The organism is Streptomyces sp. BK208 (assembly GCF_004364245.1).
Taxonomy (GTDB): domain Bacteria; phylum Actinomycetota; class Actinomycetes; order Streptomycetales; family Streptomycetaceae; genus Streptomyces.
In genome coordinates this window covers 1-13,596 of sequence record NZ_SOAV01000001.1, presented here as the reverse complement: position 1 = coordinate 13,596, position 13,596 = coordinate 1, and the positions used below count along the sequence as shown (strand labels likewise).

Below are 13,596 nucleotides of genomic sequence, written 5' to 3'. Positions count from 1 at the left end.
TTCGGGAACATCCCAGCGCATGGGCTGGATGATGTCGGGTCGCCTGGAACGGGCTGGTCCAGTAAAGACCGAAAGTGCACACTATGCATCCGGTGGACCGGTCATGAGTTTTATGTGCGCCGTCAACGCATCTCCGTCAGGCACGAGAACGACGCCCCTTGCCGACAAGAGAGACCTCACTGCCGTGTTTTCCGGTGTAGTGCTTAAATATACGGTGGTGAAACCCTGCGCACTGGCTCTGTTCAGGAGGAGTTCGAGTACCGCTGTTCCGACGCCTGCGCCTCGGTGGGTCCGGCCGATCCACACGCCGGCTTCCGCAGTGCCGGTCTGCCCGTCCAAGGGGCACAGGCGTGCAGCCCCAACGACCTGCTCTGCGACGGCGATGGCGAAGGTGGTCTCCAGGGGGTCCGCCGAGAGCGAACGCGTCTCATGGAACTGCACGAATGCTGCCCGGCGCTTTGGCGTCCAGCCGCTCGGCCCCTCCACGGGTGGCATTACCTCTAACGGATCGGCGTCCGTGACGGCTGCGTGCAGCAGTTCTGCGAGAAGGTGCTCGTTGAGACGATACAGCTTGACATCACTTCGCATGGTCACACTCCTGAGGTCATTTCATTCGGAAGGGTGGCTTCTGTCGCGGGTGGCGTCCGAGCGTTTCTTCGTTGGCCTGCTCAACGGGGCCGGGGCCCTGCCGCTCACCTATGCGCAACCGACGAGACGAGATCCATGGCCTCAACGGCGGCATCCGGCCCACCGGCCCTTCGCGTCGCGCCTTCGAGAATACCGAGACGACGCAACGCCGCCTGCTTCCCGGCGCACTGCTCGGGGGCAACGCGACGGAGGCTGCCCGCCGCACCGGGTGTCCTTCCAGGCCGGCACCGTCGCCGCCCTCGACTCGGCACGCTCCCCGACAGCTTGCTGGGTAGCGCCACTGTCCGGCGTGCCTACGGCGAGGAGCAGGCCAGGAGTTGAGCAGCAGTTGCCATGCGCCGGAAGGTCCCACTCAGAGTTTCACGTGGGTGAGGAAGGTGGTGCGGCTGGGGCAGGTGGTGTGGGGGAGGTAGAGCGCGTGGAGTGGTGCGTGGATGGGGGGTTCGAGGGTGAGGATGTGCGCTTTGTCGCCTGCGGCGGGGCCTGGTGGTGTGGTGACGAAGGCGAGGTGGCGGGTGCCGATGACGGCTGTGACGGGGGGTGTGCCTTGCCGGGAGGTGCGTTCGGTGTTCGGTTCGAAACCGGCGTTGCGGCAGTGGTCGATGAGGAGGTCGGTGTAGCCGGAGCGGCCGGGCGCGCCCCAGACGAGGAAGGTTTCGTGGGCGAGTTCGGGCAGTGCCACGGATGTGCGGGCGGCCAGGGGGTGGTCGCAGGAGACGGCGATGTGCAGGCGCTGGTGGCCGAGGATGGTGCGGGTCAGACCGTGAGCGGGTGTCATTGCGCGGCACAGGCCGATGTCGAGGTCGCCGGCGAGGAGGGCGGCGGTCAGCTCGGAGGGGTAGCGCTGGTGGATGTCGGGGGTGATGTCGGGGTGTGCTTCGGTCACTGGTGCGAGCAGGGTGACGAGTTCGTCGCCGGTGACGGCAGGTGTGTAGCCGATGCGGAGTGCCTGGGTCTCGCCGCGCCCGATCTGCCGGGCGCGGTGCAGGGCGGCGCGGGCCACGCCGTTGAGGACGCGGGCATCGTCGATCAGGGCCGCTCCGGCGGGCAGTACGGTGACGCCCGCGCTGCCGCGCTCCAACAGCGGAACCCCGACCTCGCGTTCGAGGACCCGGATGGAGGTGGACAGGGCCTGCTGGGACAGGTGCAGGCGGGCGGCGGCGCGGGTGAGGCTGCCTTCCTCGGCGACGGCGATCAGGTGGTCGAGCTTGTTCAGGTCCAGACGCACCTCAACGCCTCCCGGCACGATGGTGGACGGTGTAGAGGTTGGCTGCCAGCGTGGCGGCCACCGCAAGGCCCATGCCCAGGACGGCGCCGCCGATTCCCACGGCGGGGGCGCTGAAGCCCAGCGCCAGCACCACGAGTGCACCGGCGACCACCAGCAGGACGTGTCCCAGCGCTCCGGTACGGGTAGCCCGGTGCAGGGCCGCCAGCGTCAGGAGCGTGATCGCCACCGGGACGGCGACTGCCAGTCCGGCACCCCGGGCGGAGAGGTGTCCGTGGTGTTCGGCGGCGTCCAGAGCCGTCTCCAGGCCGGCACCGATCGCTGCCAGCGCGGCGAAGACGACGTAGTGGCCGTACCCCCAGATCAAGGCGGTGCGCAGCGTGGTCAGTCCGGCGTCGTTCCCGGTGAAGTAGATCCACCACAGGGCGAAGACGAGCAGCAGGCCGCCGATCGCGATCAGGAGAACCGGGGCGGAGACGCCGTGGTCGGCCACGGCGGAGCGGACGGCGGCGAGGGAGCCGAGAATCACCTCGCCGAGGACGATGATGGTGAAGAGGCTGTAGCGCTCGGCGATGTGCCCGGGGTGCCAGCTGGTGGGGTGGCCCCGGTATTCGGCCCAGGCCGGTACGGCCAGCTCGGCTGCGACCAGGACCAGGAAGGTGGTCCAGGACCAGGCACCAGGTGCCCACAGGCGGGCGACCCAGCACATCTGCACCTCGGTGACACCGGCGGCGTAGCGCAGTGCGCCGCTGCGCCCCTCGGGATGTTCGACGGCGGCGCGCAGCCACTGAGCGACCATCGCGGCCCGCATCACCACGTAGCCGGCCACGACGAGTGTGAAGTCACCGTCCTCGAACACTGCGGGCACACCGGATGCCAGTAGGAGTACGCCGGCCATCTGCAGCAGGGTCAGCAGCCGGTAGGGCACATCGTCGGTGTCGTAGGCGGAGGCGAACCAGGAAAAGTTCATCCACGCCCACCAGATCGCGAAGAACACTGCCGCATAGGCGGCCAGCCCGGAGCCGACATGATCTTCGGCGAGGGCGTGATGAAGCTGGGCCGCGGCCTGGGAGACGGCGACCACGAAGGTCAGGTCGAACAACAGCTCCAGCGGCGTCGACGCCCGGTGTCCCTCTCTCGGATCCCGCCCGCGCATCACTCGCCGCAACGGGCCGGTCGGGGCGGCATCAGTCTGGCCGCTCATCACATCTTCCTTCCGCGTTCGCATGCCCTCACGGACCGGCGCCCCAGGCCCCTTTCTGCCCAGCCGGGACGCCACAGGGCACGGGCGCCGAGCGGGCCGGTCCGCCCTGCTCGCGCTCGACGGCCTGGACGGCAACGGTCTGGTGCCGTACCGCATCCCTCGCCACCGCGGGCACGGCCCGCCCGCCGGCCACGACCTGGGCCTGAGGGAGCCATGCCGCCATCGCGGTGTTCCCATGCGCACCCCGGACGGCGGGCAGGAAGACCGTTTCAGGCTTGGCCGGTTTCGAAGCGGCTGATGCGCCCGTCGGCGATGGTGAAGGCCCACCGCGTGCGCATACTGCCCCAGGTGGCGTTGGTGTACGTGGCCGTCAAGGTCCGGCCGTCGGCGGAGACGTCCTCGATGGCCATGCGGCCGTTCGAGGAGAAGATCTCACGCTCCGCCCACGCGGCAAGGTCACGGTCAGTGCCGTCCTCGGACATGGTGGCGTCATCCGACAGCGCGGCAAAGAAGGCCTCCTCGTCGCCGGTGTTGACGGCGGCAACGAAGGCTGCCACCGCAGGGTCACTGGGGTGTGTGGTCATCACGACCTCCTGGTGTTGCGTGCGGGGCGCCGAAGCCAGCGGTGCCGAGGCCGGCCGGGACGCCCCGAGAGGAGGGCACCGGGTCAACGGGTGGTGTAGCCGCCGTTGGGGAACATCGTCTGGCCGGTGAACCACCAGCCTTCGGTGGCCAGGAACCTGATGATCGGGACGATGTCCTCGATCTGCGTGAGCTGGTTGCCCATCGCCTGCGACTTGTGAAACTCCACCCGCTCGGGGGTCTCCTGGCCGTAGAAGAACGGCGTGTCCATCGGCCCCGGGGCCACCGTGTTCACTGAGATCCCGCGGTCCGCGAACTCCTTGGCCGCCGCCCGCGTGAAGTGCTCCAGCGGCGCCTTGCCACCGGCGTAGGTGGAGTAGCCGTCGGTGAAGGCGGCGAGCAGAGACGTGCCCACACTGATGATCTTGCCGTGGTCGTTCAGCCGGCGTCCGGCCTCCTGGATGAAGAAGTACGCTGCCTTGGCGTTGATGCCGAACATGCGGTCGTACTCTTCCTCGGTGGTCTCCAGGATCGGCTTGCGCAGTACCATCCCGGTGGTGTTGACCGCGATGTCGGCGCCGCCGTAGGTGTCCACGGCCGTGTCGAAGAGCCGACGCACGTCGGCGACCCTCGTCAGGTCCCCCTGGACGGAGACGGCCTGCCCTCCGGCCTCCTGAATGGCCTTGACCGTCTGCTCCGCGTCGCTCTCGGAGCTGTGGTAGTGCACGACCACCTTCGCCCCGGCCGCCGCGAACGTCCTGCTGACCAGCCCGCCCAGGTTCTTCTCACCACCGCCGACGACGGCGACCTTGTCCCGCAGCGTGTTCTCAGTCATGCTCCGCACTCCCTCACGTCCTTGCCGGCGATCCTCTTGATCACGTTCCACAGACGAGCCTAGGCGGACATTCCGGGCAGCAGGTAACAGAAGTTTCGGGTCGCTCCACAAACATCATCGGTACCCCCAGTCAGCGGACTCGTGCGCTGGGAGCGGCTGACTCCTCCTTCCTCCACGGCGTCGCCGTACCGACGACGGCCCCACATCTCCAGCCGGTTGTAGTCGCCCAGGCGCCTGGTCCGGGAGTAGCGGCTCGACCCACGCTCACCGCGTGTCGACCAACGGCACGGCCTGGGCAGCGATGCCTGCGTGAGCGTGTTCGCCGTTGCGGAGGAGAGTGGCCCCCGGCACCGCAAGCCATGCGGTGATCCGGCGGCGGGGCACTGCCGGATCACCGCGCACTCAATCTCAACATGGGTGTCGGACGGGATGCCCGAGTTTGGCAGCGGTGTGGACGATGGACGCCTGAGCCTTCGAGGAGTACGTCGTGTAGCTGTGCCGCCGCGACGGCTGCACCAAGGTGGAGCGCGTAGGCGGCTCGGGCGACCTCGGCGCCGAACGTGATGGGCCACCTGCCCGACGGCAGGAGAACCGCCGTGCAATGGAGGCGGTCCACCAAGCACCGCTCGTCGGGAAGCCGCGACGGCCCCCACGGTCGTGACGGTAACGATGGGGCTCACGCTTCGGTGTCGTCAACCGCAGGTGATGATCAGCGAGGTCACCACGGTGCAGGTGCGGGTGGCCGTGTCGTTCCCGGGCTGCGGGTCGACCGGGTTGCCGGCGGTGCGTGTCACTTTGACGGTGTAGGGCAGCCCTAGGGTGAGTGTGCCGACGGGAACCCGGAATGTTCGGGTCGTGACAGCACCGGACGCGAGAGGCCCTACGGTGCAGACGACGCGGCCGCTCGTGGGGGTGCAGGAGTTGCTGGTAGCGGTCATCGGCGCGGGGAGGGCCGCGGTGACGGTGGCGGAACTCAGTTCTGAGGGACCTTGGTTGGTGAGCGTGACGGTGTAGTCGATGTGTCCGTTGAGCAGGCCGGGGGTCCCCTTGGCCGCCAAGGTCACGCTCAGGTCTGCCGTGGGAGCGGGGACGAAGGCGATCCCGGTCGGCCGGCTGCCGACGGCGAACGTGGCGGTGGCAGTGCTGGTGGCAGTGTCGATCACTGTGACCGTGTTACCGGTTGCGTTGGCGACGTAGGCGCGACTCCCGGCCGGATCGAAGGCCACGGCCTCCGGTCCGCCGCCGGCCGGGACGGTGGCGGTGACGGTGCCGGTCGCGGCGTTGATCACCGAGACGGTGTTGCTGCCGTTGTTGGTGACGTAGATGAGTCTCCCGTCCGGGGAGGAGGTCACCGCGTGCGGGGCGATTCCGACAGGGATGGTCGACGTCATCGTGCCCGTCGCGGTGTTGATCACCGCGAGGGAGCCGCCGTTGACGAGTGCGACGTAGGCGAGGGTGCCGGAGGCGTTGAAGGTCACACCGTAGGAGTGGGCGGGCAGCGGTACGGAGGTGACGGTGCCGGTCGCGGTACTGATCACGCGGACGGCGTTGCCGTCGCTGTCGTCGGTGACGTAGACCTGCGAACCCGACGGGTTCACCGCCAGGGCGACGGGCCGCCCGCCGACGGTGATGGTGTCCGTGACGGTGCGGGTGGCGGTGCTGATCACGGAGACGGTCCCGTCGCCGGGGTGCGTCACGTAGATCCGGGCGTCGTCCGGAGCGACGGCCACCGCGTAGGGCGTCTGCCCGACCTGGATGGTGGCGGTCACTTCCGAGGTGGCCGTGTCGATCACGGAGACCGTGCCGTTGTCCGTGTTCGTGACGTACGCGAGGCTGCCGGACGCGTTGACGGCCACACCGTAGGGGACGGAGCCCACCTCGATGCTGGACGTAGTGGTGTTGCTGCTGCTGTCGACCGACGAGACGCTGCCGTCACCGCTGTTGACGACGTAGAGTGCGGGCCCACCGGGAACAGCGGCCGCGGCATCGGTGGCGGGCAGAGCGGACACGGCGGTGGTCGCCAGCACCAGGCTCGCCAGCAAGCCGAAACGGCGACCGGCTCCGGCTCTTCGTAGCGAACGGTTCCGTAACGTGAGGAACATCGACAACATCCCTTCCCCTGTGTCCCGCACCACGACCGCGGGAACCGGAGGGCCCCAGGAACCGGCGGCGGCACCGTCACACGGTCCCACCACCACCGGCCACCTGACCACCTGCTGTCCTTCGCCGACAGTGGGCCCTGAGGGGATGGGTAACTGTTGGGGGTCTCCCTGATGACCCCGCAGGCGGGCACGCTGGAGACTCAGGACACTCGGAGTCGGTCAGGCTGTTCGGCGGATCATGGGCGGAGCCATGGGCGGACTGCCGTTGCAGCGACGGTGCTGTGGAAGACGTAGGCCCGCTCGTCGCAACGGGTAGCGGCCACGCGGGAGTTCTCAAGTCGGTTGACGGCCCGCTCGACCTCGTTGCGCCGCCGGTGGCGCTCGCGGTCGAAGCCGGCAGCTCTCCCGCCCGCGCTGCCTCTGTGCCGGCGGTTGGCCCGCTGCTCCTTCGGCTCGGGGGGATCGTGTGCCTTTTCCTTCCACCGGACGGCCTCAGCGGCGTGAGCCACCGGTACGCCATCGCCGGTGCCGACGGCCCGATCTGGCGTGCCTGGAGCGGCTACCGGAGCGAGCCGCACTGGCAGTCCGGTTCTCTGCCGCCGCGCCCACCACCCCCGCGCCGCAGCCTTCACCGCTCGCTTACCAGTTCGGGTATCGATCTCGTCTTCTTGCTCTGCGTTGAACTGAACTGCAAAGACATCTTGCGAATCGGTGTGAAGTCGACGGTTCGTCTTCAGTCCGACCGGTCTAGGGCCATCGCCAACCGATGTCGCGCAGGGCTTCGGCCTGCGCCCTCACGACGACGCGCAGTTCGTTCTCGTCAGCGACGTCGGTGTACGCGGCTTGAGCGGTGGTCTGGCCGGGATGCTTCCGGTAGTAACCACCTGGCTTCCTGATCATCCACCCGTCTGAGACAGCGGCGCAGCACAGCACGAGCGCAATGGCCTCCCACGCCGGGACGGCCGGCCAGGCGCCTACCGCGAAGAGGAGGGGTCTTCTCACCGTCAGGTGAGTTCCGAGCACCGGGAAAAGGTCGTTGTCGTAGCCCCCGAGCAGGTCTTCGTACTGCAGCGGGCCTTCGGGCGGGTCATAGGGACCCGTCGCTGTCGAGCCGTCAGGGAGCAGGTCCAACCCGGCTGAGATACACCATCCGATCTCGGGGTGCTCTTCCATCGTGCTGATGTCACGGGCCAGGCCGCCGGGCACGATAGCGTCGTCCGCGTCGAGCGCACGCACCAGTTCGCCCGTCGCGCGCGGAAGGGCCATGGTGCGTGCGACGCCGGCGCCTCCCTTGCCCGCCATGCCAGTTGAGATCCAGGGCTCATCCGGCAGCCTCTGAGCGGGCTTGCCGGTCGTGCCGTCCTCCTGAACCAGCCACTGAAGATCCCAGCCTTCAGGAAGGCGGGGCCGCTCATCGCGCAGCGACTCGTAGGCCTCGTGCAAGTATGCGTCCCCGCCGTCGTATACGGGGGTGACGACGCTAATCGTTCGTGTCATGACCAGGGCCTCATGGGGGTTGTGTACCGCAGCTCTACGCGGTCGGCAGGCACCCGGGTAGTACCACCGGGCTTGCCCGACAGCAGACCGCGTTCCTTCAGCACCTGAACTGCCCTGCTGACGGTGTTGGGCGCCACGCCGTAGGCGGTCACCAGGGTCGTACTCCTCCTTGATCGCGTCTCGGCCAGCCTCTCGGCCAGCTCCAGGTACTTCGATGATGCCTTCGCCATAGCTGCACTCTCTCACCCTGTGATCGCAGGCTCAGACGAGGGCGAGACCGTCCGTCGGCAGATCGGTCGGGTCCGCGCGGCAGCGGACTCGCTCGAAGAGGCCTCGACGACGGCGAGTTTTCCCCTGGACGAGCAGCTGGTCCAGCTGCTCGAGCGGCTTCTCCTGGCCCGAGGAGGAGCTGGCCCAGCGCGCGGACGCCGTCCCCTACAGCCTTCAGGACGAGCTGAAGAAGCTCGGAGCGTCCTACGACACCGCCGACAAGCCCTTCGACTCGTACGTCGTCGATGACGGCCGACTGATCACCGGACAGAACCCGCGCAGCGCCGAAGCGGTCGGGAAGGCCGTGGTGAAGAAGCTGCGGAACCGGTGACGAAGTCCCAGAAGGGGTGACCGCTGCCCACGGCCGCACGCCTGGACCTGCGGTCACCTCGCCGCGGGGCATGGCAGTGGTCTGTGCTGCCACTCGGCTCCCGCCGCGCGCAGGGCGCGGAGATGGGGTCACCGGTCCGCGAGTCGTCCTGTTCGGCTTCCCGCTGGCGGGACGCCGTCCGGAGCAGGGCCGGCAGTTCCTGCTGCCCCGCGGGCACGGATGGCTTCGGTGATGGTCCGCACTGCACGGTCAACGTCTCGCACCGTGGCCTCCGGGGTGAGCTGTTCGGAGTCGTAGAGGAACGCCGTGGAGCCGCGTCGGCTGCCGCAGTAGTCGACGATGCCGTGCTCGATCTGCGTGCGCAGTGCCCTTTCGTATCCGTGGCGTTCGTACGCACCGCAGTCGGCGCCGGCGAGGAAGAGAAGATGGGTGGTGAGGGCCTGCAGTTTTGGTTGCAGACCCGAAGCGGGGGAGTGTTCGAAGGCCCAGCCGTTGACGAAGACACGGTCGATCCACCCCTTCAGCAGGGCGGGCATCGACCACCAGTACACGGGGAAGACCAGCACGAGATCGGTGGCGCGCTCAAGACGACGGTGCTCGGCCACGACGTCAGCCGGGTAGTCGCCGCCGTGGTACGCCCGACGATCGGCCGGAGTGAACCGGGGGTCGAATCCCTCCGCGGCCAGGTCGGCGACCTCGACCGGACCGGGTTGAAGCGCTGCCTCAAGTCTTCCCAGCACGTAGTGCGTCAGGGACCGGGGGTCGGGGTTGGCAGCGACGAGCAGGGTATGCATCGATGGCTCCAGTCATGTGAAGAACAGACGGCAACGAGTGGTACGGATGCGCGGGAGGGCGTGCGGTGCTCCGCCTGCGGGAGCCCCGAACACCAGGCCGCGGCCCAGTACGCGACGCGGGGCCCCGAGGCCGGGGGCAGTACGCCAGGCAGGGCCGACGGGACTCAGCGCTGCCGGGCTTTCGCTGCCGTGGCCCGCAGGACGAAGTCCTCGAAGGTCCGCGGCGCGCGCCCCAGCACGGTGGCGACGTCATCCGTCGTCCGGGCGGCGGTTCCGCGTGCAAGCAGCACGAACATCTCGGTAAGGTGCTGGGCCTCTTCCTCGCTCCAGCCGTCCTGGACCAGCATCGCGGTGTATTCGGGACTTGGTCCCAGTCGGCGGGCGGAACCAGCCGAACGGGGTCGGGCTGGAACGGGAGGCGGTGCGTACGGGCGCGTGGCGCAGCCGCAACCGGGCGGCCACCCGTCGGCCGGTGTTGCCCGTCGCGCCAAGGACAAGAGTGGTGTCGTCGCTCATGCAGTGAGTCAACGGCATGCGCTCGGACGATTCCATGGGTGACAAGCCAGATCGCCTGTGTGATCGTCTGGATCGTTTAGTCTTTGCGGGTGGATGCTTTCGGTGACCTACTGCGCGGGGTGCGGGCCCAGGGCTCGTTGTTCGGCAGTTCGACCCTGACCCCGCCTTGGTCGCTGCACTTCGTGGACGGCGCGCCGCTGACCTTGTGCACTGTTCTCCGCGGAGGCGGCTGGATCGTGCCGGAGCACCGCCTTCCCGAGCGTCTGGACGTCGGTGAGACGGTGATCGTGCGGGGCCCCGCACCGTTCCTCTTCGTCGACGAGGTGGGCACCCGGGCCGAACCCGTCGCGTGTGGCGCGTTCTGCTCGACGCCCGAGCAGGGCGGGACCCGGCACCGGCTCGGCTGGCACGACGCCGCTACCGGCGCGGAGGACACGACGACCCTGGTCGTCGGCGCCTATCCGGTACGCGGCGAGATCAGTCGCAGGCTGCTGGACGCGCTGCCCGTCGTCCTGCGGGTGGGCTCCGGCGGCGGGCCCGACCCCGTCTGGGACCACCTCGCCGCCGAGGTCGCCGCCGACACGCCGGGCCAGCAGGTCGTCCTCGACCGGCTGCTGGACTGGATGCTGGTGTGTGCGCTGCGCGAGTACTTCGACCGGCCCGACGGTACTGCGCCGGGCTGGTACTCCGCCGGGCGCGACCCGGTGGTGGGCGACGCGCTACGCCTGCTGCACGGGGAACCGGCAGCGCCGTGGACGGTTGCCTCGCTGGCCGGCCGGACCGGGGTATCGCGGGCCACGCTGGCGAAGCGGTTCACCGAACTGGTCGGCGAACCGCCGCTGACCTACCTCACCCACTGGCGCATGACGCTCGCGGCGGACCTGCTGACCGAGCGCGAGACAATGACTGTCGCGGAGATCGCCCGCACAGTGGGCTACTCCGACCCGTTCGCGTTCAGCGCGGCGTTCAAACGAACCCGCGGCATCAGCCCCAGCACGTATCGGCGCACCGCCACGACCACGCTTCCGCAGTCGGCCTGCACGGCCCCGTGAAAGCCCCCAGGCTCCTCCCTCGCCTTCAAAACCTCCCCCTGGCCAGCTGGACTCTGCTGGCCGGTAGGACAGGGAAAGCGGCGACCGGAAAGGACACGGCCTGACCGGCTCCCCCCAAGGGGCCCCAGGAGGCGTGCGGGGTCGTCACCTTGGACCTGCTCCGCGGCGCGCTGGCATCCCCCCGGGAGAAGCGGCCCCCCGAAGCGGTCCGGGTTGCTCTGTCTCCCGCCTGTTCCGGACCCAAGTGAACCCGTACGGCCGGTTCGAGCCCGGCGGGAACAGCCGCCTGGACCTGTCCCTCCGGGCGACGGTGACCCGGTCCGCGCACGGCGCGGAGAGAGGCAGTCGCAGGCCGCCGAGCGATCATTCGGCGGCAGGCGGCCTGGACACCGTCGATGCCACGGCGAGCGAGGCGGGAACAGCGGCGCCACATGAACCCACAGGCCAACAGGCACAAGTTCATCCGGCTCTGCCGTCTCTGCCGCCCTGTCGGCAGGTTTGGCGTACGCTCGGCCACCCAGGATCTGCGCCGCAGCTTTGCCTCCGTCACATCAGAGCCGGCACGGGTCCTGATCCTGGTGCTGATGTGTTGAGACTACTTGGCAACGTCGCTCCCAGGCGCGGGACGGGCGAGGATCTTGGTGACAGCCTCGTCCAGTGTCGTGGGCAGACGCCCGAGGACGCGAGGCAGGTCGTCGGTCTGCCGCTCCAGGGCCCCTCCTCGGACTTGCTCCTCTAGCCAGCCCTGGGCACCGGGACTGGCACCGTCCCGCGCGCGGTGGACGACGGTCGTACCGCACATGCGGGTGAGGACCTGGGCGAGCTGGGGATAGCTCCACAAGGTGCCGGTGAAGTCGTAGGCGCGGCCCAGGTGGTCGGCCTCGGTCAGGACACGTGCGGCGGCTTCGGCGAGGTCGGATCGGAAAGCGGTGTTGATTCCGCGGCCGCCGGTCGCGTCGTCCAGGACGCCCGAAAGGATGGCGGCGTGCAGACCGGGGTTGAGGAAGGCTTCACTGTAGAAGGGGTGACGCACCAGCGTATGGGGCAGGCCGCTGGCCCGCAGCGCGCGCTCGGTGGCGTGGTGTGCCTCGGTGACGCCCTCGGCCTGGACATCGGCATCCAGAAAGCTCGTGTAGACGACGGCGCCGACACCGGCGTCGCGGGCCGCCTCGATGGCGCTACGGTGCTGACGGATACGGCGAACGGGATCCAATTCCGGGGACGAGATCAGTAGGAGCCGGTCCGCGTCCCTGAACGCCGTGCGCAATGTGTCCGGGGCGTCGTAGTCGCCACGGCGCACCTGGACTCCTCGGGCGGCGAGATCCGCGACACGCTCGGGAGCACGCACCGCAACCACCACGTCTTGGGCAGGGCACCGGGCCAGCAGATGATCCACGACGAGTCTGCCAAAGATCCCTGAAGCGGCAGACACAGCAAGCATGCGGAACTCCCTCGCCGTGCGAGAGCCGATGGCACCGCAGGACTGGCTCGTGACCGAAGCAACCTGCACACCATCGGCCGACAACCGCCAATCCGTCAAAGGCTTTTGGGTCTGATGCAGGTACGGGTGACAGGTTCGGTCACGCGGCCTGGAGGGTCAGCCTGGTCATGACGGTCTCGAATTCGACGGGGGTCAGCCGGCAGAGTGAGGCTTGTATGTGGCGTCGGTGGTAGGTCCGCTCGATCCTGGTCACGATCGCGATCCGGAGTTCTTCGCGGGTGGCCCAGCACGGCGGTCAAGCCCGTTCTTCTGCAGCAGGCTGAGGAAGGGCTCCATGGCCGCGTTGTCGCCGCCCGCAGCCCCGACCCTCCCTGTCGATCCGGCCATCCGCTGGTGGTCGAGCGCCGTACGAACTTCCGGGAGCGGAACTGCGATCCGCGATCGCTGTGCGGAATGCACCAGAGCACATTGAGAGCCCGCTCGGCCCGAACACGTATCGTCAGCGCCCTGATCCTTGCGCTCTCCACAGTAGCGACCGCAAATCTGGCGTATTCACAGGATCATGATTGGATGGTTTGCCTCTCTGTTTCGATTGGCGTACTGACCTGTGCTGTCATTACGCTCAACCAACGCACTGGGGAAAGTCTCCTACTCGCCGCGCGTGGATCGCTGATCTTGTGTGGCTTGCTTACCAAAGCAGGTGACGATAGCCGGGCAGCCAGGACATCGTCCGCTCAACGACCCACCTGCGACCGACAGTGTTGGGAGCCGCGATGGCGGCCGCGGCACTGAATCGGACGCCAAGAACGTCGTCTACCGCCAGAACTGCGACTTCATCTGGAACAACGACAAGGACACCGTCTTCTACAAGCCGTCCGGCTCCCGCGCCGACGTCCACGCCTACACCAAGAAGGCCAACGACCGCGACGACAACGGCTACATCACCTACCACGGGCTGACCCACCCACCCGCGGGACGGGGCCGGGGGGCGGGGGGGGGGGGGGGGGGGGGGCCCGGGGCCCCCGCCCCCCCCCCCCCCGGGGGGGGGGGGTTAAGAAGGAGGGCAGATGGGACAACCGGGGGAACGCGGGGCCCCCCC

General features: G+C 68.7%; 12 protein-coding genes and 4 pseudogenes. 4 read left to right on the top strand and 12 right to left on the bottom strand.

Translation table 11 applies throughout. The features are described from left to right. Nucleotides 1-81: 81 nt before the first annotated feature. The 5 genes from EV562_RS00090 to EV562_RS00070 all read right to left on the bottom strand — a co-directional run bounded on the left by EV562_RS00090 (nucleotide 82) and on the right by EV562_RS00070 (nucleotide 4,494). Complete coding sequence (locus EV562_RS00090) at nucleotides 82-588, bottom strand: GNAT family N-acetyltransferase (RefSeq protein ID WP_133884543.1); 507 nt, start codon at nucleotides 586-588, stop codon at nucleotides 82-84. A gap of 412 nt (nucleotides 589-1,000) precedes the next feature. Continuing rightward, nucleotides 1,001-1,876, bottom strand: a complete 876-nt coding sequence (locus EV562_RS00085) for a LysR substrate-binding domain-containing protein (RefSeq protein ID WP_133884542.1) — start codon at nucleotides 1,874-1,876, stop codon at nucleotides 1,001-1,003. A gap of 1 nt (nucleotide 1,877) precedes the next feature. Next, the gene (locus EV562_RS00080; protein ID WP_166661501.1) at nucleotides 1,878-3,077 is read right to left on the bottom strand and encodes a low temperature requirement protein A; all 1,200 of its coding nucleotides are present in this window, start codon (nucleotides 3,075-3,077) and stop codon (nucleotides 1,878-1,880) included. A gap of 269 nt (nucleotides 3,078-3,346) precedes the next feature. Further along, nucleotides 3,347-3,661 (bottom strand): nuclear transport factor 2 family protein, encoded by a 315-nt coding sequence (locus EV562_RS00075; RefSeq protein ID WP_133884540.1) that lies wholly within the window; start codon nucleotides 3,659-3,661, stop codon nucleotides 3,347-3,349. 83 nt (nucleotides 3,662-3,744) lie between these two features. After that, nucleotides 3,745-4,494, bottom strand: coding sequence for an SDR family oxidoreductase (locus EV562_RS00070; protein WP_133884539.1), 750 nt, complete (start codon nucleotides 4,492-4,494; stop codon nucleotides 3,745-3,747). A 472-nt stretch (nucleotides 4,495-4,966) separates the two neighbouring features. On the opposite strand from EV562_RS00070, the pseudogene EV562_RS35385 reads away from it, so the two are divergent. Further along, a pseudogene (locus EV562_RS35385) lies at nucleotides 4,967-5,105 on the top strand (restriction endonuclease); the annotation flags it as partial. Nucleotides 5,106-5,186: 81 nt separating this feature from the next. On the opposite strand, the gene EV562_RS00060 reads toward EV562_RS35385, so the two are convergent. The 3 genes and pseudogenes from EV562_RS00060 to EV562_RS00045 all read right to left on the bottom strand — a co-directional run bounded on the left by EV562_RS00060 (nucleotide 5,187) and on the right by EV562_RS00045 (nucleotide 8,093). Continuing rightward, complete coding sequence (locus EV562_RS00060; protein ID WP_133884538.1) at nucleotides 5,187-6,605, bottom strand: beta-propeller fold lactonase family protein; 1,419 nt, start codon at nucleotides 6,603-6,605, stop codon at nucleotides 5,187-5,189. A 227-nt stretch (nucleotides 6,606-6,832) separates the two neighbouring features. After that, nucleotides 6,833-7,054, bottom strand: a pseudogene (locus EV562_RS00055) (IS5/IS1182 family transposase); the annotation flags it as partial. Between the two features lie 289 nt (nucleotides 7,055-7,343). Further along, the gene (locus tag EV562_RS00045) at nucleotides 7,344-8,093 is read right to left on the bottom strand and encodes a glycosyltransferase (protein ID WP_133884537.1); all 750 of its coding nucleotides are present in this window, start codon (nucleotides 8,091-8,093) and stop codon (nucleotides 7,344-7,346) included. A gap of 249 nt (nucleotides 8,094-8,342) precedes the next feature. Between EV562_RS00045 and EV562_RS35955 the strand changes: the two genes are divergently transcribed. Next, nucleotides 8,343-8,612: a DUF6192 family protein gene (locus tag EV562_RS35955; RefSeq protein ID WP_347877059.1), complete on the top strand. Its 270-nt coding sequence runs from the start codon at nucleotides 8,343-8,345 to the stop codon at nucleotides 8,610-8,612. A 210-nt stretch (nucleotides 8,613-8,822) separates the two neighbouring features. Here the strand turns inward: EV562_RS35955 and EV562_RS00030 are convergent, their stop codons facing one another. Together EV562_RS00030 and EV562_RS35295 are read right to left on the bottom strand one after the other, a co-directional pair. Beyond that, nucleotides 8,823-9,488, bottom strand: coding sequence for an NAD(P)H-dependent oxidoreductase (locus EV562_RS00030; protein ID WP_133884536.1), 666 nt, complete (start codon nucleotides 9,486-9,488; stop codon nucleotides 8,823-8,825). A gap of 164 nt (nucleotides 9,489-9,652) precedes the next feature. Then, complete coding sequence (locus EV562_RS35295) at nucleotides 9,653-9,835, bottom strand: hypothetical protein (RefSeq protein ID WP_208298259.1); 183 nt, start codon at nucleotides 9,833-9,835, stop codon at nucleotides 9,653-9,655. A 258-nt stretch (nucleotides 9,836-10,093) separates the two neighbouring features. Between EV562_RS35295 and EV562_RS00020 the strand changes: the two genes are divergently transcribed. Further along, nucleotides 10,094-11,056 (top strand): AraC family transcriptional regulator, encoded by a 963-nt coding sequence (locus EV562_RS00020; RefSeq protein ID WP_133884535.1) that lies wholly within the window; start codon nucleotides 10,094-10,096, stop codon nucleotides 11,054-11,056. Between the two features lie 595 nt (nucleotides 11,057-11,651). On the opposite strand, the gene EV562_RS00015 is transcribed toward EV562_RS00020, so the two are convergent. Both EV562_RS00015 and EV562_RS00010 read right to left on the bottom strand, forming a co-directional pair. Then, nucleotides 11,652-12,497, bottom strand: a complete 846-nt coding sequence (locus EV562_RS00015) for an NAD(P)H-binding protein (protein WP_208298258.1) — start codon at nucleotides 12,495-12,497, stop codon at nucleotides 11,652-11,654. 139 nt (nucleotides 12,498-12,636) lie between these two features. Next, nucleotides 12,637-12,952, bottom strand: a pseudogene (locus tag EV562_RS00010) (IS3 family transposase); the annotation flags it as partial. Between the two features lie 320 nt (nucleotides 12,953-13,272). Here EV562_RS00010 and EV562_RS35380 point away from each other — a divergent pair. Then, a pseudogene (locus EV562_RS35380) lies at nucleotides 13,273-13,452 on the top strand (lamin tail domain-containing protein); the annotation flags it as partial. Between the last annotated feature and the right edge of the window lie 144 nt (nucleotides 13,453-13,596).